Below are 22,934 nucleotides of genomic sequence, written 5' to 3'. Positions count from 1 at the left end.
TCTCTGTTGGCTACCGGTCGAAATTAGTCGAGACTGTTGGTACCGTCAAGGAATGCGTGCACACACCGGACGCCGCCGGAACGACGAGGCCAGGGCGGCGATCCTCACGGCCGCCACGGACCTGCTCGCCGCGGGTGAGCCGGTGACACTCGGTGCGATCGCGGGCAGGGCGCAGGTCGGCAAGCAGACCATCTACCGCTGGTGGCCGTCGAAAGGGGCGGTCGTGCTCGAGGCGATGACCGAACGGGCGCGGAGTCTCGCGCCGACGGCGTCCACCGGCTCCCTCGAAGGCGACCTCGAGGCGTTCGTCGCCGCGACCTTCGCCGCCGCGGGAACACCCGAATACACCGCAACCCTGCGGGGGATCGTGGCGGAGGCACTGCGGGACGAGCACGCCGCCGCGGTGCTCGCCGAGTTCACCGCCGACCGGCGGGAACAGCTGTATCTGGTCATCGAGCGATGGCTGCCGGACGTCGACGCCGACCTCGCCGTCGACCAGGTCTACGGCGTGCTCTGGTACCGCATCCTGATCGGCCACGCCGCGGTCGACGACACCGCGGGCAGGCAGTTGGCCGCAACCATCGCGGCACAGCTGCGGGCCGGCTCCTGAGTGCAACGGTGGTGTGGGCGGATGCTGCGGACTCGTGGTGCGGAATCGGCAGTGGGGCGTGAAGGCGTCTCGGCGGCAAGCGATCCGACGGAGCGTTGTCCGGTGGATTCGAGGCCCGGTCGTGGCACACCCGGCTGTCCGTGAATGTTGCCGCCCCGGTTGTTCGCAGCTCGATAGGGACATGTATCAAATGTCTGTTCGGTAATGGAAACCGTGGATGACGTTGGGGAATGATCGAGCGGGTGCGGGCCTCCGGGTGGACGACTCGCTGGCGGAGAAACTGGTGGATGCGCCCGTGACGGCGTCGCATCCGAGGAACCTCCCGGCGCTGCATGCCGGGAGGTTCCTGCCGTTCATGCCTCCGTGTTAGTCGTGCGTTTCGCAGAAGCGGAGGACGTTCCCGACCGAGTCGGTGATCTCGATCGTGGCCCCACCGGGAGCGTCGCGATCGATGCCGGGGTTGAGGCGTGGGTGCGATCGTCCGGAGATGTCGGCCAGGAAGGTGGCGGCGTTGGCTACGGGTACCCAGACTACGGTTCCCGGTGTGCCGTCACCGTGGTGCTCGGAGAGGTCGAGGATCGTCTCGCCACGGCGTATTCGCAGGTACAAAGGCATCCCGGGCTCGAAGCGGTGTTCCCATTCGACGTTGAAGCCCAGATAGTTCAGGTAGAACTCCCGTGCCAGGGCTTCGTCGTGGATGCGCAGCACCGGGACCGGTGCTCCCGTACCAGGGCATCCAGCGGACAGGTGCGCTGATGCGGTGTTCCAGTCGGTGAAGCCGAGTTGTTGCGAGACGATCTCCAGCGCGCGGCTATGGCTGATGATGACGTCAGTCGCGGCCAGACTTCGTCGCAGCGTTCGCGCGGCCATTTTGGCGTCGTTCAGGGTGAAGTGCATACGTTCGTCGCCATCTCGGTGCCGTCAGCGTGGCCGGTGCCCGCGTTGCCGTCCGGGGCACCGTGACAGTCACGAGAACCTCTGGCAGAAGATGCATTCGATGTGTTCACCAAGCCGAGATTCTCGGCGCGGGCGGCAGGCCCATCGAGTAGCCCTGCGAACAGAGTACCAAAAACGAATGTCCAGCATCCAGCGGTGAGTGAGCCGCCCCGCTGCGGGCCGTCATCGTACCGATGGCGGCCGCGAAACCTCTTTGCAGGAGAATCCATCGGGAGCTGGATGCCGATTTCAAAGCCTTCGCGGGTTCCCGCGCAGGCAAGGTCACCGGCCGGTCGCGTGGTGGGACGGCGGCGCCCCTTCCTGCGCCGCGTTCTTCTGCTTCGTCCTTGTCCAAGGTTGACCGAGACGATGAGCCGGGGCCACTCAGGACTTTGCGGTTGAGGCCGCAGGCATCCGGCAATCCAGGACATCGGACCGTCACCTGCACCAGCCCTGCGCATCTGCCGCGCGATTTCGAGCAGTGGCCGTATCCGTCGGCTCTTCGAGTGCCGCCACGGACACGTGTTGGTGCGAGAACCACGGGAGAAAGCGCGCGTAGTCGACCCGGAGGTCGCTGAGTGCGGCGAAAGCGCGGTCGTGCGCGGGTGCACCGCGCTCGAGAGGCGGCGCGGTCCACGCGTGCGTCGTGAGGACTGTGCGCACCGTGCGGCCTTCGGCGGACCAGTCGGGCGAAACGGGGATCGTGGGCAGCGAAGCGTGTGGGGTGAGCTTTGTGGTCTCGGACATAATTTCTCCTCTGTTCGAGAATGTGGTACCGCTCATGTTTAGCGGACGTCTAATACATATGTGAAGATCATGGAACTGGAAAGTGTCGACAAGATTCGGCGACAAAAGCCACCAGGGCCGCAATCCCCAGTGGGTCAAGTAGGTCGATGTGAAGTAATGGCCGCTCGCGACGCGTGGCAGGAGTGCGAACCGTCGATAGTCGGCTCAGTGCGAGATCTCGCCGCTATTCGCGTCGGCGGCGATAGTGGACACCTCGCTCCAGATGATGTCGAGCGCCCAGGTGGTGTCGCCGTCAACGGGCTGATGAAACAGGTGGAATGCGAGCCCGTCGACCAGTGCGTGAAGTCGATGCGCCCGTGAAGTCACAGCTGGAGTTCCGGCCTGTCCTGTCAGTATCTCGACTAGGCGGACGCAGAGTTTGGCGAGCTGGTGATGTGCGTCGAGGCGTACCTGCAGCAGTCCTGGCACGGCGGCCCGCTCCGCAAGGAGTGCGAGATTGACCTCGTACTCGGCTCGGGTGTCAGGGTCGAGCGGGAGAACGTTCTTGATTTTCGCGAACGCATACTCGCGTGAGTCATCGTGGGGCGTAGCAGTGAGGAGTCGTTCGGTAACGCGCTCCATCATGAGCTCGGCTGAGAATTGCACGAGTTCCGAGCGCGTCGGGAAGACATGTCTGAGCGAACCGACGACGACGCCTGCATGTTCGGCGACCGTACGAACTGAAACCGCCGAAATGCCCTGATCGAGGATCACCTGCCACACCGCCTCCGCGAGCTGGGCCTTACGTGCGTCCCTGTCCATCGTCCGCGGCATGGACACATACTAGCACAGTCGTGCTACGCTGCTGTCAAACATAGAAGCACACTCGTACTACAACCTGAAAGTGAGGGCATGTGCTCATGCCCGACACCATGAGTCTGGGCACCTTGGTTGTGCTCGCCTTGGTCGACTCCATGAGTTTTGGCACTTTGCTCATCCCGGTCTGGCTGCTGATGACACCGGGTCGGGTGCGAGTGGGGCGCGTCCTGCTGTTCCTGCTCGCCGTGACGGCGACCTACTTCCTCATCGGGCTGGCTCTGCTCGTGGGTGCCATTGCGCTGATCGACACGTTCAACGGTCTGCGGGAGACTGATGCATTCCTGATCGGCCAACTCGCGGTCGGACTCGGCCTGTTCGTCGCCAGCATCCGGATGGACAACAAGGGCGCGAGGGCGCGGGCCGCTGAGCGTGCAGCGAACGGTGAAGGACGCATCTCGCGGTGGCGGGCGAAGGCGATGGGCGACGGCACGGTCAAAGTCGGGTCGGCAGCGGCCCTGATGGCACTGGCGGTCACCGCGGTCGTGGTGGAAGTCGCGACGATGATCCCCTATCTCGCGGCGATCGGAATCATCACCACCCAAGGGCCGGGCTGGCCCGGCGATGCTGCCCTGTTGGCGGGGTACTGCTTCGTCATGATCATCCCCGCGCTCGTGCTGACGTTCGGACGTATCGTCGCCCACTCCGCGCTTGCGGGGCCGCTGAGCAGGCTCGATCACTGGCTCACCAAGCATGCGCACTCCACGACCGCATGGATCATCGGCATCGTGGGCGCGATCCTCGCCCTGCGGGCGGTATCCGCGCTGGAATGGATCGGCTGATGAGCAACGCGCCGCCATCAGCTGTCGCCGCGCTCCTCGGCCGGAACCGTCCCTTGCTCCTGAAACCCACCGAACGTCCGGAGAGCGGCAATGAAAAGAGACACACATCCTCCCACGCCGACCGGCTGGCAGGTTCTTACTTCTCTCCGTCACCGTGTCCCTCGCGTCGCTTGGGTTCGGCCGGCTGTTCCACAGAAGTATCGAGTTCAGTTCCGGGCGCCAAGACCTTCGCCTGCACCGGCGAAACCCGCGCCTCAGGACGAACGAAGTTGGCACTCGTGTCATCGCAACCCATGGCGAGGACATCCGGTCACCCGCTGGTTCGCACATTCAGCAGAGTTCAGAAAGCTCAAATGGGAGCTCGACAATGACGCTCAGGGATCGAGGCCGGATGCCACGGCACAGTGATCTGCGACGCCCGCGTCGGAGTCGATCTGCGACCCCCGGGTCGAGGTCGAGGTGCCACAAGGCCTCATCGTCGAGCTCGATGTCCGGGCAGCCACACCCCGCGGACACACAAGGCGCATATCACCCATGACCCATGCCCAGCCGGCGGTAACCGGCAGTCAGGGGTGGGCCGAAAATCAGTCAACGAAAGGTGAGAGCTGATGCGAGCAGCAATAGAGATCGTCGGAATAGTTCTGGTGATCAACGGAATCGGTGGTTTGTGGAACGACGACTTCGGGCTTTTGGCACGCTTCGCCGACGGTGCTGGTCTCACCGCAGTCCAAATAGGAGCAACCGCTGCAGGTGTGGCGCTGGTCGGTGTAAGTCTGCTGGGACGAAAGAACGCGAAGCAGCGCCAAAGGAAAACCGCAAGGTCCGACGACTGACCCGATGAGGACACTGACGATCTCCGCCGGCACAGACAGGCGTGCCACTTTTGAGTGGCCAGGTTTCCTGGCTCACAACGAAGATATGACACGTTTCGATCGGAACACCTTTCCCGAGCGGGATGCCGAGGCGTGGCCGCGCTTTCGTGCATGAAGTCACTTCCCGAGCGGTAGGGTTCTCGCCCGCCTCGGCGGCTGGTCTTCGCCCACCTGGTCGCGGAGTGGAGCCAGTGGCAGCGCGGAGCCAGCGGCAGCGCTACGACGTCCAGTGGGCGATGACCGACCTGATGGAGCGGTCCTATGTGCTGGGCGAGGCATCGACCCAGCTCCCTCGCCGACCCCTGCTTCCCAGTCCCGCCGCCGACCCGTGCCGCTACGTGCGGGTCGAGCCGAGCAGAAAGCCGACCAGATTCTCGGTGAACTCGTCCAGCCCTGCCTGGACGGCCTCCTCCAGATGCTGAGGGGTCGACAGGATGTGCGCGATCACCCCGCCGCACAGCGTGTCGAGCAGCAGGGTGACCGAGCTGTCGTCGGGCAGGTCCCCGCGCCGGATGCCGCGCCGCACCATGGCGCGGGCCGCCTTCACCTGCGCCTGCCGCAGCTGGTCGCAGCGCTCGGCGAGGCCAGGGATCATCGGTGCCTCGAGCATCATCCGCAGCGCGGCCTGCCTGCTCGGCCCCGCGTACAGCTCGACCAGCTGCCGAGCCAGTGCGGTCAGATCACCGCGCAGCGAACCGGTGTCCGCGTCGACGACCGGCGCTACGTGGGCGGCCAGCGCATCCAGCAGCAGCTGTTCCTTCGTCTCCCAGCGCAGGTAGATCGACGCTTTGCCGACGCCCGCCTGCCGGGCGACCGATTCGACGCTGAAGCCCGCCCAGCCGGCCTCGCCGAACACGGCGACGGCGGCCAGTGCGATCCGGCGGTCGACCTCAGGATCGCGTGGCCTGCCCGTGCTGGCGTGCGCGCGGTCGTGGTCAGAAGGTGCCGACATCGGCGGGTTCCGATCAGTGTGGCCGGTGCGGGGTCAGCGGTTCTTCCACTGCGGCTCCCGTTTCTGGGTGAACGCCACGATGCCCTCCATCGTGTCCTCGGCGACCAGCAGATGGTCCATCACCGACGACGGGTGGTTCACCGCCTCGACCGTGTCCGCGATGCCCGCGGTCTCGGCCATGAACCGCAGCGACGCGCGTACCGACGTCGGGGATCCGGCGAGGATCTCGGCGGCCACCTCGCGGGCTCCCTCGACGGCGCCGCCCGCGTCGACCACGCGGTTCACGAGCCCGTGGCGCTGCGCCTCGTGGGCGTCGAGACGTTTGCCGGTCAGGATCATCTCGTTGGCCAGCTTCGGCGGGATGGTCCGCGGCAGCCGCACGAGGCCGCCCGCCGCGGCGATGAGCCCGACCTTGACCTCGCTGAGCGCGAACCGGGCGGTCTCGTCGGCGACGACGACGTGGCACGCCATCGCGATCTCCAGGCCGCCGCCCATGGCGTACCCGTTGACGGCCGCGATCACCGGCTTCGGCAGGTGCTCGCGATGCGTGAGGCCCGCGAACCCGTTCTTCGGCGCCCACGGCAGGTTGCCGGACGCGGTGTAGCTCAGGTCGTTGCCCGCCGAGAACGCCTTGTCGCCGGCGCCCGTCAGGATGGCGACCCACAGGTCCGGATCGGCGAAGTAGGCGTCGAAGATCTCGTCGAGCTCGGTGTTGGCGTCCGGATGCAGGCTGTTGCGCGCCTCCGGACGGTTGATCGTGACCTCGAGGACGTGCCCGTCTCGACGGACGAGCACGTGCTCGTACGACTCGCGCAGCGCGGGAGTGCGGGGCGGGTGGAACTCGTTCATCCGCTCCTCGGTGAGCGTGACCCGGTTGCCGTAACCGAACGAGCGTGCGTACACGCGGGTGCCCACCGGGTCGCCGGTCGTGAGCAGGTCGAGCAGCTCGTCGTCGCCGCGCTCGGTGCCCGCGACGAACCGCGTGCCGTCGGCCTCCAACCGGCCCACGACAACGCCCTTCGGCCGGCCGGAGCGGCCGTGGACGGCGGTGAACGTCTCGATCGTCGCCCAGCCGTCGGCATACCTCGTGTGGCCCGGTTTCTCGGCGGCGTCCAGTTCGGACTGCAGCCGCGCGCTGTCGTCGGGCCGCCACGGCGTGGGCGTCGTCGAGTACACGCCGACGGAGTACTTGCTGAGCATGCCGCCGTTGGCGCCGACGAGGCCGTACTCGCCGGGCCGGCCGCGTAGCAGCGTCACGGCCTCGGCGATCGCGTGCATCGAGTAGTTGTTGCCCGCGCCGCCGAAGAACGGCAGTCCGCCGGTGAGCGTCAGCCCGCGCGGATCGTCCGGCGCGATCCCGAGCCCGTCGCAGAGCGCGAACACGGCGATGGGGAAGCAGCTGTAGAGGTCGAACGCGGCCACGTCGTCGAGTCGGATGCCGGCGACCTCGAGCGCGTGCCGCACGGCCGCGACGGCCGCCGGATACGACGAGAGGTCGGCCCGGTCGACGAGGGCGTGTTCGCGCAGATCCGCCTGGCCGTGCAGGAACACCCACTTCTCGCGCGGCACCCCGAGCCGCTGCGCCGCCGACAGCGACATCATCAGCACGGCCGCACCCTGGTTGACCTTGTCGCGTGAGACGACGTAGCGCGGATACGGATCGGCGATCATCCGGTTCGACTCGGTGACCGTCGTCAGTTCGGCGGCCGAGCGTTCGACCGGCGCCGCGGCGTACGGATTGCGCGCTGCGACGGCCGTGAACGGGGCGAACAGCTCGCCCATGGCGCGCGCGTACTCCTCGCGCGAGGTTTTCAGCCTGCCGCGGCGGGCGTTCTCGAACAGTGCGTACTGACCCGCCGGGTCGGCCAGGCCCGCCGCGAGGAGCTCCTGGGTCATCAGGCCCTGCAGGCCGCGGCCACGGTCGTCGAGCTGTCCGCCGACGTGTTCGGTGAAGTCGGGCTTGTCCGTCGCCGACGCGAGATGCTGGGCGGTCGAGATCGCCTCGGAACCGAACAGCAACGCCACCTCGGCCTCGCCCGCGGCGATCGTGGCGGCGAACTCGTTGACCAGATGCTGCGGACCGTGCCCGCCGACGACGTCGAGGATCGCGCGCCGCGGATCGGCGCCGACCCGCCCCGCGACCGACCGCGGATAGTTGTCCGAGCTCCCCAGCGGCGGGAACGCACCGGGAGTCGAATGCTCGAACTGGCGCATCGCGGCGGCGGTGTCGACGGCCGCCGCCACCGCTTCGGCGTCCGCGCCCGTGTCGGCCAACGCGGCACGGGCCGCCTCTGCGGCCAGGTCGACCGCCGAGAGCCGGCGATAATCCGCGTCGTCGATGCGTTCGGCGGACTGGCCCACGCCGACCAGCACGGGCGTGCGGGGATCGAGACCGTCGAGGCTGCGTGGGGTGGTCATGTCGTGCTCCTTGCGGTGGTCGACGTGGGAAACGCGGCGAGCCGGATCCGCGCGGCCTGCGCCTCCGGTCCGCTGCCGGGGTCGCCGTGCCACGTGAGCCTGCCTTGCCCGACGAGGTGCTCGAGGTGCGATTCGGTTTCGGCGAGGGCGCTGATCCGCATGTGCCCGACCTCGTCCCACGGGCGGGACCAGGTCAGGTGCGTCGCGACCTGCCACGGCGTCGGGGTGCCCAGGTCGGCGACCACATCGACGATCTCCTGGCAGCGGCGCTCGTGGTGGTCGGCGAGCAGCCGGGCACGCTCACCGAGTCCGCGGAAGCGATACTCGTGGGCCGGGAGCGCGTCGTGGTCGTCGAAGTCCTTGGTGCGCGCGAGTGAGGTGAGAAAGTCCGCCAGCGGCGAACCGGTGCCGCCCGGGTACAGCCCGATGTTCGGGGTGATGCGCGGCAGCAGGTGGTCGCCGGTCAGCAGCAACCGCTCGTCGACCTCCTGCAGGCACAGGTGCCCTGGCGTGTGACCCGGGGTCCACACCGCGCGCAGCGTCCGCCCCGCCAGCGGGACGAGATCGCCGTCCTCCAGCAGGACATCCGGATCGGCCATCGCCGCGGCCGCCGGGTCCCGCGCGTCGAACGGGCCGCCGAGTTCGTGGGCGTCCCCCTCGGGCGCGCCCCGGTTCCGCAGCCACTCGGTGAGCGTGCCGTGCGCGCCGAGGGCGCCGGACATGCGCTGGGGCAGCGTGTCGCGCTCCGCGGGGTGCATCGCGATCCAGGCGCCGGAAGTCTCGCGGAGCCGTGCGGACAGGCCGTGGTGGTCGGGGTGGATGTGGGTGGCGACGATGCCGGTCACGTCGGCGGCCGCGGCACCCGCTTCGGCGAGCCCGGCCCGCAGCGCGTCCCAACCCTCCTGCGAATCCCAGCCGGGGTCGACGACGAGCAGCCCGCCGTCGCCTTCGACGAGGTAGCTGAGCGTGTAGCGCAGCGGGTTGTGGGGAATCGGCACCGGCACCGACCAGATCCCGCCGGCCACCCGCTCGACCGGCGGCAGCGTGCGCTCCTGCCACGCGGTCCACTGGGCAGTGCCGAGGACCGTGACGCCCTCGGGTGGATTGTGTCGGCTCGGGTCCGTCAACGTTGACTCACCGGCTTTCCTAGACGGTCGTCGTCCATAAGTGCCTCACCGAACGTATCCCGCCGCGTCGACGCCGCTCAACGAGTGCTTGATCACGTCCCTTTCACGCGCGGCGCACCCGGCGGTGCGTACCGTGCGGGCAGCAGAGGTCGAGAAAGGGGAGACCGGGGGCATGTCCGGCATCAACAGCGACGACGGCGGCCGGCGGGCCGGCGAGGTGGACGGCGCCGAGAGCGATCCGGCCGACGAGACCGGCGAGGCCGAGGAGACCGGCGTGGTCGACGGGCCCGGCGGCCACTCCGGTCCCGTCGACGGCAGGTTGCGGACCGTCACCGGCTGGGTGCTGACGATCGGCGGACTGTTCGGCCTGGCGGCCGCGTTCGTGTTGACGCTCGAGAAACTCGCGCTGCTGGAGAATCCGGACTACCGGCCGAGCTGCACGCTCGATGCCACGGTGTCGTGCACCTCGGTGATGCAGAGCGACCAAGCGGCCGCGTTCGGCTTCCCCAACCCGCTCGTCGGCCTCGTGGCGTTCCCCGTCGTGGTCACGGTCGGCGTGGCCGTGCTGGCCCGCGCACGGTTGCCGCGGTGGTTCTGGCTCGGCATGCAGGCGGGCACGCTGTTCGGCGTCGGGTTCGTGCACTGGCTGATCACCCAGAGCTTGTACGAGATCGGAGCGCTGTGCCCGTACTGCCTCGTCGTGTGGGCGGTGACCATCCCCGTCTTCTGGTACACCACGGCCCACAACGTCGCCGCCGGACACCTGCCCGGCATCGCGGCGCGGCCGGTGCGTCACCACGTGTGGGGACTGGCGCTGTGGCTCGCGCTCGTCGTGTTCCTGGTCGTGCAGCGGTTCTGGGACTACTTCTCGGGCCTGCTGTGAGCGTGGGATCGGCTCTGGATCCGGCGCCGTGCCGGGGCCGGCCGTGGCACGGGGCCGGTCGTGCGTGACGCCGACCCCGCCGCAGCGGACCGGATCCGGTGGAACGAGCGGTACGCCGCGCGGCGGCCCGACTTCGCCCCGCACCCGCTCGTCGCGGACGCGCGGGCTGCGGGCCTGCCCGGTGGGCCGGTGCTCGAACTCGCGGGCGGCCGGTCGGGGAGTGCTCTCGCGCTGGCGGCGGACGGTCGCGCGGTGACCGTCGTCGACGTCTCCGACGTGGCACTGGCCCAGCTGCGCGATGAGGCGGTGCGACGTGGACTGGACTCGTGCATCGACTGCGTGTGGGCCGACGCGGCGCCCGTGCTCGCCGGTGGGGCGCATGCCGGGCCGTGGGCCCTCGTGCTCGCCACCCGATTCTGGGACGAGGCGGCCTTCACCGCCGGCGCGTCCGCCGTCGCGCCGGGCGGCGTACTCGCCTGGGAGGCGCTGCGGCAGGACGAGCCGCAGGACGAGGAGACGGCCCCGCATCCGTACCGCATTCCGCACGGCGGCCTGTCGGCTCGCCTGCCCAGCGGATTCACGGTGCTGGCCGAACAGGCGACCGACACGACGACCCGGCTGCTCGCCCGCGCACCCGGCCGAGCGGCGGACAGGCGCTGACAGGCGCTGACAGGCGGCGCGGCGACCGTGCGGGGGCGGGTCCGGTCAGTCGCGGAGCTTGGCGCGCAGCCGATCGACCTCGGCCTGTGCGAAACCATGGGTGTGCAGGTACGGGCGCACGCCGCCGTGCCGGGCGTCGACCTCCCGCAGGAACCGCTCCATCGACTCGGCGCGGGGCCGGTGCTCGTCGATCGTCTTGCGGTCGATGTCCTCGCGGTAGGTCTCCGAGCGGCGCAGTCTGCCGATGATCGCCTCGATCCGGTGCGCCGTCGCCGCGTAGTCGGCGGCGATCGCCTCCCGGTCGACGCCGGCGATCTCCAGCGCGAACGCCGTGACGACGCCCGTGCGGTCCTTACCGGCCGCACAGTGCACCAGCGCGGCACCCGGCGCGTCCGTGATCGCCCGCAGTGCGCCGACGATGCTGTCCGGCCGGTGGGCGACGTAGCCGAGGTAGTGCGCTACGACGCGGTCGGGTTCGCCGTCCGGTCCGGCGTCGCCGTCGGCCCGGTTGCGGGCCAGCAACGCGTCGTCGCCGCCGTCCGGCAGGAGGGAATGGTGGACATGCCGCACGCGCGAGTACGCACGCAGTGGTGCCGGCCCCTCGGCGTCGATCTCGTGGGCGGTGCGCAGGTCGACGACCGTGTCGAGGCCGATCGTGTCCACCAGCAGGCCGAGGTCGGCCGCCGACAGGTCCTGCAGATTGTCGGCCCGCAGCAACCGGTTGCGGGCGGTCGTCGTGCCGTCGGTGGTCGGGATGCCGCCGACGTCGCGGATGTTGACCGCGCCGTCGAGTTCGAGCCAGAGGATGCCTTCGGGGTTCGCCAGATGCGTCACGTCCGCCAGTCTTCCAGAACGTGAGCGGCGTTCACACCGCCTCGATCGGCAGCGCCCCGGAGTCGCGGTCCGCACGCAGCGTCGTCTTGAGCACCTTGCCGCTGGGATTGCGCGGCAGCGCGGACACGACGGCCAGCTTCCGCGGCCGCTTGTAGCGGGCCAGCCGCTGCGTGCACCACTCCTCCAGCTCCGCGGCCGTCGGCGGGTCGCCCTTCTCGTGCGGCGCGAGCACGGCCAGCGGTGTCTCGCCCCACTTCTCGTCGGCCATGCCGATCAGCGCGACCTCGGCGATCTTCGGGTGGCCCGCCAGGACGTCCTCCACCTCGGCACAGTAGATGTTCTCCCCGCCGGAGATGATCATGTCCTTCTTCCGGTCGACGACGTAGAAGTAGCCGTCCTCGTCCTGCCGGACCAGGTCGCCGGAATGGAACCAGCCGCCGCGGAACACCTCGGCCGTCTCGACGGGCTTGTTCCAGTACTCCTTCATCACCATCGGGCTGCGGTAGACGATCTCGCCGACCTCGCCGCGTGGGACGTCGTTCATGTCGTCGTCCACCACGCGCACCTCGACGTTGAGCATCGGCGTGCCCACCGAGCCGATCTTGCGCAGCGAGTCCTCGCCGCGCAGCAGCGTGGTGATCGGACTGCACTCGGTCTGCCCGAACGCGGTCGACAGCTCCGCCTGCGGGAACTTCTCCATGATCGTGCGCAGCAGCGTCGTCGAGGCCGGTGCGGCACCCCAGGAGATCTGCTTCAGGCACGACAGGTCCCGCTGGTCGATGTCCGGCACCGAGACGATCGCCTGCCACTGCGCGGGAACGAGGAACACCGACGACACACGCTCGCGTTCGAACGTGTCCAGCATCCCCGCCGGGTCGAACCGGCCCGACGGGGACAGCACGGTGCGCCCGCCCATGAGCAGGGTCGGCAGCATCCCGGACATGCCCGCGATGTGGAACAGGGGAGCGGCGGCCATCCACACGCGGTCCTCGCCGGTGATGCCGATCGTCGCCATGTTGCTGAACGCGTGCATGACGAGGTTGAAGTGCGTCAGCACCGCACCTTTCGGTTTCCCCGTGGTTCCGGAGGTGTACATGATGAACGCGGGGTCGTGCTCGTCGACGCGCAGCTCGTCGAACTCCGGTGACGCGTCGCCGAGGGCCGGTTCGTACTCGTCGGCGCCGGGCACGGATCCGGCCGCGGCCGCGTCGCCGTAGACGAGGCACACCGGCGGATCGGTGAGTTCGGCCGCCGCCTGCGCGTAGGTCTCGGCCAGCGGTGCGTGGACGACGGCTGCCGCGGCGCCGCTGTCGCCCAGTACGTAGGCGATCTCCCCGGCCGCGAGGCGGAAGTTGACCGGCACGCAGATGCCCCCGACGCGCGTGGCGGCGAAGAAGGCCTCGACCACTTCGAGCGTGTTCAGGCCCAGCACGGCGATCCGGTCGCCCTGCCCGACGCCGCGGTTGCGCAGGGCGTTGGCGAGCCTGCTCACCCGCTGGTCGAGTTCGCGGTAGGTGCGCACCGTGGTGCCGAAGACGAACGCCGGTTCGTCGCCGATCGTGCGGGAGTGCCGGGCGAGCTGGTCGCCCATCGTCATGCCGCGGCCCAGCATGCGGGGGATCTCTGGGGACCGGCGGGGATCGGGGGTGACTGCAGAGGGTGCGGACATCGTTGACCTCGCCATCCTCGGGAGTGGCCGTCGTCGGCGGCCACCCACGGTGTCGCCGGTCGGGCCGTGTGACCGGCGCCATAGTCGCCCGCCGTGCCGCTCGCGGTCAAGGCAGTCGAGTTAATCCTGGTTCGCCGTACAGCAGTGCCCGCGCGGCGGATTTCCACACCTCGACGTGACGATCCGTCGCCGGATCACGGGATTCGAAGGCGTACGGCAGGGCGGCGCCGCGCATGCTGGTGAACAGCAGTTCGCGCAGCTCGTCGTATCGCGGGTGCTCGCGGACCGACGGGCCCCAGATCCGGTCGGTGACCGCCCGGATGGACTCGCGCAGCTGTCGTTCGGCGGGACGCAACGCGCTCGCGAGTGCCTCGTTGGTACGCGCGGCGGCCCACAGTTCCACCGCCGCCCAGAAGTGCGGTTCGTGGAACGTGGCCCACAGCAGCTCGATACAGCGGTCGACACGTTCCGGCCCGTCGGGGTGCCCCGCCAGTGCGTCGGACACGCGGATCTCGGTCTCCCGGAGCCTGCGGTTCGCCAGATGCTGTGCCGCCGCCACCAGCAGCCCGTCGCGGGAGGGGAAATGGTGCAGCAACCGTCCCCGCGACACGCCCGCCCTGGCCTGGATCGCGAGTGTGGACGCACCCGCGTAACCGCTGTCGACGAGACAGTCGACCGCGGCGTTGAGGATCAGTTCACGACTGCCCGCGCTGCGTTCTTCCCGGCTGCGTGGTTCCTCCCGGCGGCGCGGTTCCTCGCGACGGCGCCGTGCCGCGAGCGATCCGGTGCCGCGGCCGGAGGCCGCCGCGGGTGCCGGGCCGTCGGTCGTTCCTCCATCCGGAGGGCGCGCGCGATCGGTCATGTTCGCAGCGTAAGCCCCCTCGCCGTCGCGGAACAGTCGGCATTGACTGCTACCGGTGCCACAGGGCAGGCTCACGGCAACGTCTCGGTTCGAGGAGGAGCCGTCATGTATCCGGGTACCTTCGCCGCAACCCAACCGGACAAGCCGGCCGTGATCATGGCGGGTTCCGGGGATCGCCTGACCTACGCCGAACTCGACGACCGCTCGATCCGGCTGGCGAATGCCTTGCGTGCTGCCGGATTCCGCAGCGGCGACACCGTCGCGCTGCTCAGTGACAATTCGCTCCGCGCCTACGAGGTGTACTGGGCCGCCGTGCGCTCCGGTCTCTACATCACCGCCGTCAACAGCCACCTCACCGCCGACGAGATCGCCTACATCGTGTCCGATTCCGGGGCGAAGGCACTCGTCGTGTCGGCCCCGCTGGGGCAGCTGCCCGCGCAGGTGGCCGAGCGGGTCGACGTGCCCCTGCGGCTGGCCTACGACGGAGCCGTGGCGGGCTACGACGACTACGACGCCGTGCTGGCCGCCGCCTCGCCCACCCGGCCGGACGACCAGCCCGCGGGTGCGGACCTGCTCTACTCGTCGGGCACGACGGGCAGGCCGAAGGGCATCAAGGTGACCCTGCCCGAACGGCAGATCGACGAGCCGGGGAATCCGCTGCTGCCGTTGGTGCAACTGATGTACGGCTTCGACGACACCATCACCTATCTCTCGCCCGCGCCGGTGTACCACGCGGCGCCGCTGCGGTACGGCGCGTGCGTGCACGCGGTCGGCGGGACGCTCGTGATGATGGAGAGGTTCGAGCCGGAGGCGGCACTGCGGGCGATCGAGACGTACGGCGTGACGCACAGCCAGTGGGTGCCGACGATGTTCGTGCGCATGCTGAAACTGCCCGACGAGACCCGCGGCCGGTACGACCTGTCCAGCCACCGGGTTGCGATCCACGCCGCCGCGCCGTGCCCGGTCGAGGTCAAGCAGGCGATGATCGAGTGGTGGGGACCGATCCTCCACGAGTACTACGCCGCCACCGAGGGTGCCGGCATCACGTTCATCTCGCCGCAGGAATGGCTGGAACGTCCGGGATCGGTCGGCCGCGCCGGACTCGGCGTCGTCCGCATCTGCGACGACGAGGGCGCCGAGCTGCCCGCAGGGGAGATCGGCACCGTCTACTTCGAACGCGACGAGGTGTCGTTCACCTACCACAACGAGCCGGACAAGACCCGCGGCGCGCAGCATCCCGACCACCCGAACTGGGCCACGAGCGGCGACGTCGGCTACGTCGACGCCGAGGGGTACCTCTACCTCACCGACCGCAAGGCGTTCATGATCATCTCGGGTGGGGTGAACATCTACCCGCAGGAGGTCGAGGACGTGCTGACGCTGCATCCCGCCGTCTACGACGTCGCCGTCATCGGGGTACCGGACGAGGAGATGGGGCAGCAGGTGAAGGCGGTCGTGCAGCCATCGTCCACAGTGGACGCCGGGCCGGAGCTCGCCGACGAACTGCTCGCCTACGTCCGGGAGCGGATCGCGCACTACAAGGCGCCGCAGACGGTCGACTTCGTCGACGAACTACCACGCACCCCCACCGGCAAACTGGTCAAACACAAGCTCACGGCGCGCTACGCGGTCGCGGGATGACCGGGCGCGGGCGACGGGGCCGGCAGGGCGGGGCACCACGGGGACGGGGATGGCAGAGACGTCGAAGGCAGGACCGTCGATGACAGGGCAGCAGGGGACAGGGCACTCGGGGACGGGGCAGCGGGGGACAGCGTTCCGCGAGCGGGTCCGCGGCTGGCTGGCCGAGCACGCGCCGGGCGGTGACGATCACGTGCCCGAGGCCAGCGAGAGTGCGCCGACCGAGCAGCAGCTCGCGGCGGCCAAACGGTTCCAGGCGGCGCTCTTCGACGCCGGCTTGGCGGGGCTGACCTGGCCCGCCGAGTACGGCGGACAGGGGTTGACGGCGGCCGAACTGCAGATCTTCCAGGAGGAAGCGGCGGCCTACGACCTGCCGACGGGCGTGTTCCTGATCAGCATGGGCATGTGCGGGCCGACCCTGGTCGACCTCGGCACGCACGAGCAGAAGGTGCGGTATCTGCCGCCGTTGCTGCGCGGTGAGGAGATCTGGTGCCAGCTGTTCTCCGAGCCCGGCGCCGGGTCGGACGTGGCGAGCCTGCAGACCCGTGCCGTCCGCGACGGTTCCGGCGACTGGGTCGTGACCGGCCAGAAGGTCTGGACCTCGGGTGCGCAGTACGCCGACTTCGGCGCCCTGCTGGCACGCACGAATCCGGACGAGGCCAAACACCGGGGGTTGACGATGTTCGTCGTCGACATGCACGCCCCCGGCGTGACCGTGCGGCCGTTGCGGGACATGACGGGCTCGGCACCGTTCAACGAGGTGTACTTCGACGACGTGCGGATCCCGGCCGACGCGGTGATCGGTGAGGTCGACGCCGGGTGGGCCGCGGCCGTGACGATGCTCGGGCACGAGCGCGTGTCGATCGGCGGTTCGGTGCGGCGCCGCTACGACCCGATGACGTTCGACAGTCTGCGCGACGAGGCGCGCGCACGCGGAGTGGCCGGCGATCCGGTCGTTCGCGGCGAACTCGCGGAGCTCTACGCCGCTGAGCGGAAGTTGGCGCTGCTGAACGCCCGGCTGCGGCAGCAGAGCGACGCCGGTCTCGCGCCGGGCGCCCGCGGGTCGGTGGCGAAGCTCGCGGGTGCGCAGGTGCTGTGGCAGGCGGTGCGGGTGGCGGGTCTGGTGGTCGGCCCCCGCGCGATCGCGTGGGAGCCCGGCGATCCGTCCGGCGACGCGCTCGCGCTGGCGATCAACGCGACGCCCGCCTCGAGTATCGCGGGCGGCACCAACCAGATCCAGCGCGGCATCATCGGTGACCGTGTGCTGGGGCTGCCGAAGGAACCCCAGGTCGACCGCGACGTGCCGTTCCGCGAGCTGCGCGTCGGTACCCAGGCGAGGTGACACGGCGATGCGGCTGATACTCGACGAGGAACAACGCAGGCTGGCCGACAGCGTCCGTGCCCTGCTGGCCGACCACTGCCCGCCGCAGCGGGTCCGGGAGGTCATGGCCGACGACGGTGCCGGTATCGACCGTCGACTGTGGACACAGCTGGCGGAGCTCGGCGTGACCGGGTTGCTCGTGCCCGAGGCCGCCGGCGGCGCGGGTGCCGGGCACGTCGACCGCTGCGTCGTACTGGCCGAACTGGGCGCCGCGCTGGCGCCGGTGCCGTACCTGGCCTCCGCGGTGCTGGCGACCGACGCGGCGATCGCACTGGGTGACGACACACTGGCCGAGGACCTGTTGCCGGAGATCGCAGCGGGACAGCAGACCGTCGCGGTGGCCGTGGCCGACGCGGGCGGCCGGTGGGGCTCGGCGGCCGACAGCGTGCAGGCGGCGCGGGACGGCGGCCACTGGAGGCTCGCCGGGGAAGCGGCGTTCGTCGTCGACGGTCCGTTCGCCGACCACGTCCTCGTGTACGCCGACCACGGTTGGTTCGTCGTCGACGGCGGAGCCGTGTCGTGGCGCCCCTCGCGCACGCTCGACCCGACACGGCGGATGGCGCGGGCCGAGTTCGCGCGGACGTCGGCGCGGTACGTGCCGTGCGCGGATCCCGCCGGGGTGCTGGAGGCGGTGTGGCAGCGCGCCGCCGTGGCCCTCGCCGCGGAACAGCTCGGCGGGATGCGGCGGGTGCTCGACGACACGGTCGAGTACGCGAAGGTGCGGGTGCAGTTCGGCAGGCCCATCGGCTCGCAGCAGGCCGTCAAACACGCGTGCGCCGACCTGTACGCCTCGTGTGAACAGGCCGAAGCGGTGCTGTGGCACGCGGCGTGGACCGCGGATCACGATCCGGCGGCGCTGCCCGAGGCGGCGGCGCTGGCTCAGGTCGTGCTCGGCCCGGCCGCGTTCGACACCGCGGCGTCCGGCCTGCAACTGCACGGCGGGATCGGCTACACGTGGGAACACGACGCGCACCTGTACTACAAGCGCGCCAAGACGTCCGAGCTGCTACTGGGCACCCCGGCCGAACACCGGGCGCGGCTGGCCGACGCACTGTCCATCTGAGACCGGCGGCCGAGCCGCCCACGGCAGAGTGGCGGCCGGTCCGCACCGCAGTATCCAGGACCGAAAGGGAATCCGTGGACGAACCGACCGTACTGGTGTCCCGCAGCGACGCCGTCACGACGATCACGCTGAACCGCCCGCACCGCAAGAACGCGATCGACACCCATACGTGGCCGTTGCTCGCCGAACGGTTGCGGGAGGCCGACGCGGACGAGCGGACCCGGGTGATCGTGCTCACCGGGGCTGGCGGCGACTTCTGCGCCGGGGCCGACCTGTCGGTGGAGTCGGGACTGCATCCGCTGCAGCGCATGCACCTGGTCAACCGCACGGCGATCACGCTGCACGAACTGGATACGCCGACGATCGCGCAGGTGGACGGCGTCGCCGTCGGCGCGGGCTGGAACCTGGCGCTCGGCTGCGACCTGGTCGCGGCCTCCGACCGCGCGCGATTCAGTCAGATCTTCGCCAAACGCGGACTGTCCCTCGACTTCGGCGGCTCGTGGCTGCTGCCCAAGCTCGTCGGTCTGCAACAGGCGAAACGCATCGCGTTGCTGGCTGACTTCGTCGGCGCCGACGAGGCCGAGCGGCTCGGTCTCGTGACGTGGGTCAAGCCCGCGGGCGAGCTGGCGGCGTTCGTCGCCGAGACGGCGGCCACGCTGGCCGCGGGCCCGCCCGTCGCGCTCGCCCAGACGAAGGCGCTGCTGAACGAGGGCGCCGACGCGACACTCCGGGAGGCACTGGAGAGCGAGGCCCGCGCTCAGGCTGTCAACTTCGGCACGACCGATGCGCGCGCGGCGTTCGAGGCGTTCCGGAACAAGACCGAACCCGAGTTCACCGGCGAATGGGGAGGTCCGTGACGGTGGGTGGCGATTCGACGGCCCACGGCGGGGCTTCCCACGACGCGTCACCGGCCGGCGCCGCTGCCGATGATCCGGCGGCTGCGGCGCGAGTGTCGTACACGGTGCGCGACGGGATCGCCGACGTTCGCCTCGACCGGCCGGACAAGCGCAACGCACTCGACCCGGCGATGTTCACCGGCCTGGTGCAGGTGGGTGAACGGCTGCGGGCCGATCCCGCGGTGCGCGTGGTCGTGCTGTCCGGCAATGGCCGGTCGTTCTGTGCGGGCCTCGACGTCGCCGCGTTCGAGGCGATGACCACCGGCGAGCACACGCGGCCCGACGAGGCCCGGTCCACCGACGGCCCGGCACGGTCACTCGGCCAGCAGGCGGCCCACGTGTGGACCGAACTCGCCGTCCCCGTGATCGCCGCACTCCACGGGCACGCCTATGGCGGCGGCCTGCAGATCGCGCTGGGCGCGGACATCCGCCTGGCCGCTCCGGACACGCGGCTCTCGGTCATGGAGATCGCCTGGGCGCTCGTGCCGGACATGACCGGTACCCAGGTGCTGCCGGAGCTGGTCGGCCGGGACGTGGCGATGGAGCTGACGCTGACCGGCCGTGTCGTCGAGGCCGCGGAAGCAGCGCGGCTCGGCCTGGTCACCCGCACCGAGGACGATCCGCTCGCGGCGGCGCATGCACTGGCCGGCGAGATCGCCGAGCAGAGTCCCGATGCCGTCCGCGACGCCAAGTACCTGGTGAATCTGGCGGGCCGCACCGGTCTGGCCGAGGGGTTCGCCGCCGAACAGGCCGCGATCGGCCGGCTCATCGGCAGCCCCAATCAGGTCGAGGCCGTGCGGGCGAAGCAGTCCTCGCGCCCGCCCACCTTCACCGACCCGGCCTGATCGCGGCGGAATCGGGCAACCCGCTCGCCCTGCCCGTGCCGCCTTGGTGCGGCTGCTCGCACCGGGGCACCGGCCGCCCCGGCACCGACGACACGAACCGCCCCCGGCTCCCGAGCCGCTCGGGCACCGAGGATACGAAGGAGCCCCATTGGATTTCGCGTTGCCCGAGCGACTGCACCGTCTTCTGGGCGAGCTCGACGAGTTCATCGCCACGGAGATCGCGCCCCTGCAGCACAGCGACGACAACGAGCGCTTCTTCGATCACCGCCGTGAGTTCGCCCGCACCGATCTGGCCGGTGGCGGGACGCCCAACCCCGAGTGGGAGGAACTGCTGGCCGAGGCCGCCCACCGCGCCGACAGGGCCGGTTGGCTCCGCTACGGCCTGCCGGAGGAGGCGGGCGGCAGCGGCGGGTCCACTCTGGACATGGCCGTCATCAGGGAGCACCTCGCGGCCACCGGTCTGGGCCTGCATAACGATCTGCAGAACGAAGCCTCGGTCGTGGGGAACTTCCCACTGGTGCACCTGCTGCTGGAGTTCGGTACCGAGATGCAGCGGGAGCGGTTCGTCGAATCGGTCGTCACCGGCGGGACGCGGATGGCGTTCGGCCTGACCGAACCGGACCACGGCAGCGACGCCACCTGGCTCGAGACGACGGCGGTCCGCGCAGCCGGTGGGGTTGGGGGTCCCCCCACCAATGAGGGCGTAGCCGGTGGGGTTGGGGGTCCCCCCACCAATGAGGGCGTAGCCGGTGGGGGATGGATCCTGAACGGACGGAAGCGGTTCAACACCGGCCTGCACACCGCGACCCACGACGTGATCTTCGCGCGGACGTCCGGTGAGAACGGTTCGCCCGAGGGCATCACGGCCTTCATCGTCCCCACGGACACGCCGGGCTTCTCGGTCGACTTCCACTGGTGGACGTTCACCATGCCCACCGACCATGCCGAGGTGACGCTCCGCGACGTGTGGGTTCCCGAGGACGCGGTGTTCGGTGAGGTCGGCCAGGGGCTCGCGCTGGCGCAGCACTTCGTGCACGAGAACCGCATCCGGCAGGCCGCCTCCAGTGTCGGCGCCGCCCGGTACTGCATCGAGGCCAGCGTCGCCTACGCGCGGGAACGGGTCGCGTTCGGCGCGCCGCTCGCGTCCCGGCAGGCGATCCAGTGGCCGCTCGTCGAACTGGAGACCGACGCCGAACTGGTGCGCACGCTGGTCCACAAGACCGCGTGGCAGCTCGACCGGATGCCTGCCGGCGAGATCAGCGACAAGGTGTCGATGTGCAACTACCGGGCAAACCGACTCGTGTGCGAGGCCGCCGACCGGGCGATGCAGGTGCACGGCGGCCTCGGCTACACGCGGCACCTGCCGTTCGAGCACATCTACCGCCACCATCGGCGGTACCGCATCACCGAGGGATCCGAGGAGGTGCAGATGCGCAAGGTCGCCGGCTACCTGTTCGGGTACGCCGGGCCGCGCAGGCGAGTATGACGTCGGCGGATCTGGCCACGCGACTGGCGGTCCGGCTCGGGGGCCTGTGGGGCGAGGCGGTGGCGGTCGGCGAGCCGCGGCGGCTGTCGGCGGGTGCGAGCCGCGAGACGTGGTCGTTCGAGGCCAACAGACCCGGCGCCGAGCCGGTGCGGCTCGTGCTGCGCCGAGACCCGTCCGGGCAACCGGACCCCGAGACGATCGCGCGGGAGGCCGCCCTGCTGCCCGCGGCCCTGCGGCACGGCGTTCCGGTGCCCGAACTCGTCGACCACGGCACCCACGGCGAGCCGGTCACCGACGACGGTGCCACCGGTCTTGGCGCGCCGTACCTGATCAGCCGCCATATCGAAGGGGAGACGATCCCGCGGCGGCTGTTGCGCGACGACGACTACGCGCACGCGCGTGCCGGATTGGCTGCCGAACTGGGCCGGGTTCTGGCGCGCATCCACCGCATTCCTGTCGACCGGGTCCCGGGGCTGCCGGCCCCGGACCCGCTCGCGTGGCTCACCGAGCACTACGACGCGCTCGACGAACCGTTGCCGACCGTGGAGATCGCCCTGCGGTGGCTGCATCGGCACCGGCCCGGGCCGGCCGGGGACACGCTGGTGCACGGCGACTTTCGCAACGGCAACCTCATCGTCGGCCCCGACGGGCTGCGCGCCGTGCTGGACTGGGAACTGGCGCATCGCGGGGATCCGATGGAGGACCTGGGCTGGCTGTGCGTCAAGGCGTGGCGATTCGGCGCGCCCGAACCGGTCGGCGGTTTCGGATCGCGTGCGCAGCTGCTTGACGGCTACGCCGAGGTCGCGGGGGTCCGGCCCGACGCCGGCACGCTGCACTGGTGGGAGGTGTACGGCACGGCCAGGTGGGCGGTGATGTGCGGGATGCAGGCGCGGCGGCATCTGTCCGGGCAGGCGCGCTCGGTCGAGCTCGCCACGGTGGGGCGGCGCGTGTGCGAACAGGAACACGACCTGCTGCTCGCCCTCGGTATCGAACCGGCCGAACCCGATCCGGTGACCGCACCCGAGGCGCCGGACCTGCACGGCAGGCCGACGGCGTCGGAACTCCTCGAGGCCGTACGCGACTACCTCGGCGCCGACGGCGACTATCACGCCAGGGTGGCCGCCAATGCGCTCGGCATGGTGCAGCGCGAACTCGCCGTCGGCGCCGCCCAGCAGCAGCGACACGACCGGCGACTGGCCGAACTGGGCGTGGCAGACTCCCGCGCCTTGGCCGACGCGCTCCGCCGCGGGGACCTCGACGCCGGCGACGAGTCGGTGCTCGACGTCGTCCGCCGGGACGTCGCCGACCGTCTCGCGGTGGCGAACCCCCGTTACCGCGACCGGCCGTGACGTGGACCGGCGGTGACGGGGGCCGGCCGTGACGTGGACCGGGCGTGACGTGGACCGAGGCTGCACCTG

Annotated in this window: 21 protein-coding genes; 12 read left to right on the top strand and 9 right to left on the bottom strand. The window is 70.2% G+C overall.

What is annotated here, in order from left to right; translation table 11 throughout:
* Positions 1–52 precede the first annotated feature (52 nt).
* Positions 53–610: a TetR/AcrR family transcriptional regulator gene (locus tag LY40_RS04185; RefSeq protein ID WP_183786310.1), complete on the top strand. Its 558-nt coding sequence runs from the start codon at positions 53–55 to the stop codon at positions 608–610.
* Positions 611–976: 366 nt separating this feature from the next.
* On the opposite strand, the gene LY40_RS04180 is transcribed toward LY40_RS04185, so the two are convergent.
* The 3 genes from LY40_RS04180 to LY40_RS04170 form a co-directional block, all read right to left on the bottom strand.
* Positions 977–1,507 (bottom strand): glyoxalase superfamily protein, encoded by a 531-nt coding sequence (locus tag LY40_RS04180; RefSeq protein ID WP_258935974.1) that lies wholly within the window; start codon positions 1,505–1,507, stop codon positions 977–979.
* Between the two features lie 477 nt (positions 1,508–1,984).
* A complete protein-coding gene (locus LY40_RS04175) occupies positions 1,985–2,293 on the bottom strand; it encodes a hypothetical protein (protein ID WP_183786308.1) in 309 nt (102 codons plus the stop codon).
* Between the two features lie 204 nt (positions 2,294–2,497).
* Positions 2,498–3,106: a TetR/AcrR family transcriptional regulator gene (locus LY40_RS04170; RefSeq protein ID WP_258935973.1), complete on the bottom strand. Its 609-nt coding sequence runs from the start codon at positions 3,104–3,106 to the stop codon at positions 2,498–2,500.
* A gap of 86 nt (positions 3,107–3,192) precedes the next feature.
* Between LY40_RS04170 and LY40_RS04165 the strand changes: the two genes are divergently transcribed.
* The gene (locus LY40_RS04165; RefSeq protein ID WP_258935972.1) at positions 3,193–3,930 is read left to right on the top strand and encodes a GAP family protein; all 738 of its coding nucleotides are present in this window, start codon (positions 3,193–3,195) and stop codon (positions 3,928–3,930) included.
* A gap of 608 nt (positions 3,931–4,538) precedes the next feature.
* Positions 4,539–4,763: a hypothetical protein gene (locus LY40_RS04160; RefSeq protein WP_258935971.1), complete on the top strand. Its 225-nt coding sequence runs from the start codon at positions 4,539–4,541 to the stop codon at positions 4,761–4,763.
* 373 nt (positions 4,764–5,136) lie between these two features.
* On the opposite strand, the gene LY40_RS04155 is transcribed toward LY40_RS04160, so the two are convergent.
* From LY40_RS04155 to LY40_RS04145, 3 genes are read right to left on the bottom strand one after another with little or no spacing between them, the layout of a single operon-like run.
* Positions 5,137–5,754 carry a TetR/AcrR family transcriptional regulator gene (locus tag LY40_RS04155; RefSeq protein WP_183786304.1) on the bottom strand — a complete coding sequence of 206 codons (618 nt, stop codon included), beginning with the start codon at positions 5,752–5,754 and terminating at the stop codon, positions 5,137–5,139.
* 33 nt (positions 5,755–5,787) lie between these two features.
* Positions 5,788–8,172, bottom strand: a complete 2,385-nt coding sequence (locus LY40_RS04150) for an acetyl-CoA acetyltransferase (protein WP_183786303.1) — start codon at positions 8,170–8,172, stop codon at positions 5,788–5,790.
* Positions 8,169–9,299 (bottom strand): MBL fold metallo-hydrolase, encoded by a 1,131-nt coding sequence (locus tag LY40_RS04145; RefSeq protein WP_258935970.1) that lies wholly within the window; start codon positions 9,297–9,299, stop codon positions 8,169–8,171. The genes LY40_RS04150 and LY40_RS04145 overlap by 4 nt, the downstream gene beginning before the upstream one ends.
* A 133-nt stretch (positions 9,300–9,432) precedes the next feature.
* On the opposite strand from LY40_RS04145, the gene LY40_RS04140 reads away from it, so the two are divergent.
* Both LY40_RS04140 and LY40_RS04135 read left to right on the top strand, forming a co-directional pair.
* A complete protein-coding gene (locus tag LY40_RS04140; protein ID WP_308216664.1) occupies positions 9,433–10,182 on the top strand; it encodes a vitamin K epoxide reductase family protein in 750 nt (249 codons plus the stop codon).
* Positions 10,183–10,242: 60 nt separating this feature from the next.
* Complete coding sequence (locus tag LY40_RS04135; RefSeq protein ID WP_258935969.1) at positions 10,243–10,842, top strand: class I SAM-dependent methyltransferase; 600 nt, start codon at positions 10,243–10,245, stop codon at positions 10,840–10,842.
* Between the two features lie 45 nt (positions 10,843–10,887).
* Here LY40_RS04135 and LY40_RS04130 read toward each other — a convergent pair whose 3' ends face one another.
* The 3 genes from LY40_RS04130 to LY40_RS04120 form a co-directional block, all read right to left on the bottom strand.
* Positions 10,888–11,649 (bottom strand): tyrosine-protein phosphatase, encoded by a 762-nt coding sequence (locus LY40_RS04130; RefSeq protein ID WP_183786430.1) that lies wholly within the window; start codon positions 11,647–11,649, stop codon positions 10,888–10,890.
* A gap of 58 nt (positions 11,650–11,707) precedes the next feature.
* Positions 11,708–13,273: a long-chain-fatty-acid--CoA ligase gene (locus LY40_RS04125; protein WP_372497701.1), complete on the bottom strand. Its 1,566-nt coding sequence runs from the start codon at positions 13,271–13,273 to the stop codon at positions 11,708–11,710.
* 178 nt (positions 13,274–13,451) lie between these two features.
* Positions 13,452–14,207 carry a TetR/AcrR family transcriptional regulator gene (locus LY40_RS04120; RefSeq protein WP_183786300.1) on the bottom strand — a complete coding sequence of 252 codons (756 nt, stop codon included), beginning with the start codon at positions 14,205–14,207 and terminating at the stop codon, positions 13,452–13,454.
* Positions 14,208–14,312: 105 nt separating this feature from the next.
* Between LY40_RS04120 and LY40_RS04115 the strand changes: the two genes are divergently transcribed.
* The 7 genes from LY40_RS04115 to LY40_RS04085 all read left to right on the top strand — a co-directional run bounded on the left by LY40_RS04115 (position 14,313) and on the right by LY40_RS04085 (position 22,865).
* Positions 14,313–15,848 carry an acyl-CoA synthetase gene (locus tag LY40_RS04115; protein ID WP_258935967.1) on the top strand — a complete coding sequence of 512 codons (1,536 nt, stop codon included), beginning with the start codon at positions 14,313–14,315 and terminating at the stop codon, positions 15,846–15,848.
* Between the two features lie 49 nt (positions 15,849–15,897).
* Entirely contained in the window at positions 15,898–17,187 is a 1,290-nt protein-coding gene (locus LY40_RS04110; RefSeq protein WP_258935966.1) for an acyl-CoA dehydrogenase family protein, read from the top strand.
* Between the two features lie 7 nt (positions 17,188–17,194).
* Complete coding sequence (locus tag LY40_RS04105; RefSeq protein WP_258935965.1) at positions 17,195–18,289, top strand: acyl-CoA dehydrogenase family protein; 1,095 nt, start codon at positions 17,195–17,197, stop codon at positions 18,287–18,289.
* Positions 18,290–18,363: 74 nt separating this feature from the next.
* Positions 18,364–19,146, top strand: a complete 783-nt coding sequence (locus LY40_RS04100) for an enoyl-CoA hydratase/isomerase family protein (protein WP_183786297.1) — start codon at positions 18,364–18,366, stop codon at positions 19,144–19,146.
* Entirely contained in the window at positions 19,143–20,030 is an 888-nt protein-coding gene (locus tag LY40_RS04095; protein ID WP_258935964.1) for a crotonase/enoyl-CoA hydratase family protein, read from the top strand. The genes LY40_RS04100 and LY40_RS04095 overlap by 4 nt, the downstream gene beginning before the upstream one ends.
* Before the next feature lie 148 nt (positions 20,031–20,178).
* On the top strand, positions 20,179–21,516 hold the full coding sequence (locus LY40_RS04090) for an acyl-CoA dehydrogenase family protein (protein WP_258935963.1): 1,338 nt from the start codon (positions 20,179–20,181) through the stop codon (positions 21,514–21,516).
* On the top strand, positions 21,513–22,865 hold the full coding sequence (locus tag LY40_RS04085) for a phosphotransferase family protein (protein WP_258935962.1): 1,353 nt from the start codon (positions 21,513–21,515) through the stop codon (positions 22,863–22,865). Before LY40_RS04090 ends, LY40_RS04085 begins: the two co-directional genes overlap by 4 nt.
* Positions 22,866–22,934 lie beyond the last annotated feature (69 nt).

The organism is Prauserella salsuginis (genome assembly GCF_024648885.1).
Taxonomy (GTDB): Bacteria; Actinomycetota; Actinomycetes; order Mycobacteriales; family Pseudonocardiaceae; genus Prauserella; species Prauserella salsuginis.
The sequence above is the reverse complement of the archived record's forward strand: the minus strand, read 5'-3'. Positions and strand labels throughout refer to the sequence as shown.

Coding starts and splice junctions, on each gene's coding strand:
- LY40_RS04085 (WP_258935962.1), top strand. CDS start 21,513: ATGACGTCGGCGGATCTGGCCACGCGACTGGCGGTCCGGCTCGGGGGC.
- LY40_RS04110 (WP_258935966.1), top strand. CDS start 15,898: ATGGCAGAGACGTCGAAGGCAGGACCGTCGATGACAGGGCAGCAGGGG.
- LY40_RS04155 (WP_183786304.1), bottom strand. CDS start 5,754: ATGTCGGCACCTTCTGACCACGACCGCGCGCACGCCAGCACGGGCAGG.
- LY40_RS04105 (WP_258935965.1), top strand. CDS start 17,195: ATGCGGCTGATACTCGACGAGGAACAACGCAGGCTGGCCGACAGCGTC.
- LY40_RS04175 (WP_183786308.1), bottom strand. CDS start 2,293: ATGTCCGAGACCACAAAGCTCACCCCACACGCTTCGCTGCCCACGATC.
- LY40_RS04115 (WP_258935967.1), top strand. CDS start 14,313: ATGTATCCGGGTACCTTCGCCGCAACCCAACCGGACAAGCCGGCCGTG.
- LY40_RS04120 (WP_183786300.1), bottom strand. CDS start 14,207: ATGACCGATCGCGCGCGCCCTCCGGATGGAGGAACGACCGACGGCCCG.
- LY40_RS04180 (WP_258935974.1), bottom strand. CDS start 1,507: ATGCACTTCACCCTGAACGACGCCAAAATGGCCGCGCGAACGCTGCGA.
- LY40_RS04185 (WP_183786310.1), top strand. CDS start 53: ATGCGTGCACACACCGGACGCCGCCGGAACGACGAGGCCAGGGCGGCG.
- LY40_RS04170 (WP_258935973.1), bottom strand. CDS start 3,106: ATGCCGCGGACGATGGACAGGGACGCACGTAAGGCCCAGCTCGCGGAG.
- LY40_RS04150 (WP_183786303.1), bottom strand. CDS start 8,172: ATGACCACCCCACGCAGCCTCGACGGTCTCGATCCCCGCACGCCCGTG.
- LY40_RS04160 (WP_258935971.1), top strand. CDS start 4,539: ATGCGAGCAGCAATAGAGATCGTCGGAATAGTTCTGGTGATCAACGGA.
- LY40_RS04165 (WP_258935972.1), top strand. CDS start 3,193: ATGCCCGACACCATGAGTCTGGGCACCTTGGTTGTGCTCGCCTTGGTC.
- LY40_RS04125 (WP_372497701.1), bottom strand. CDS start 13,273: ATGACGATGGGCGACCAGCTCGCCCGGCACTCCCGCACGATCGGCGAC.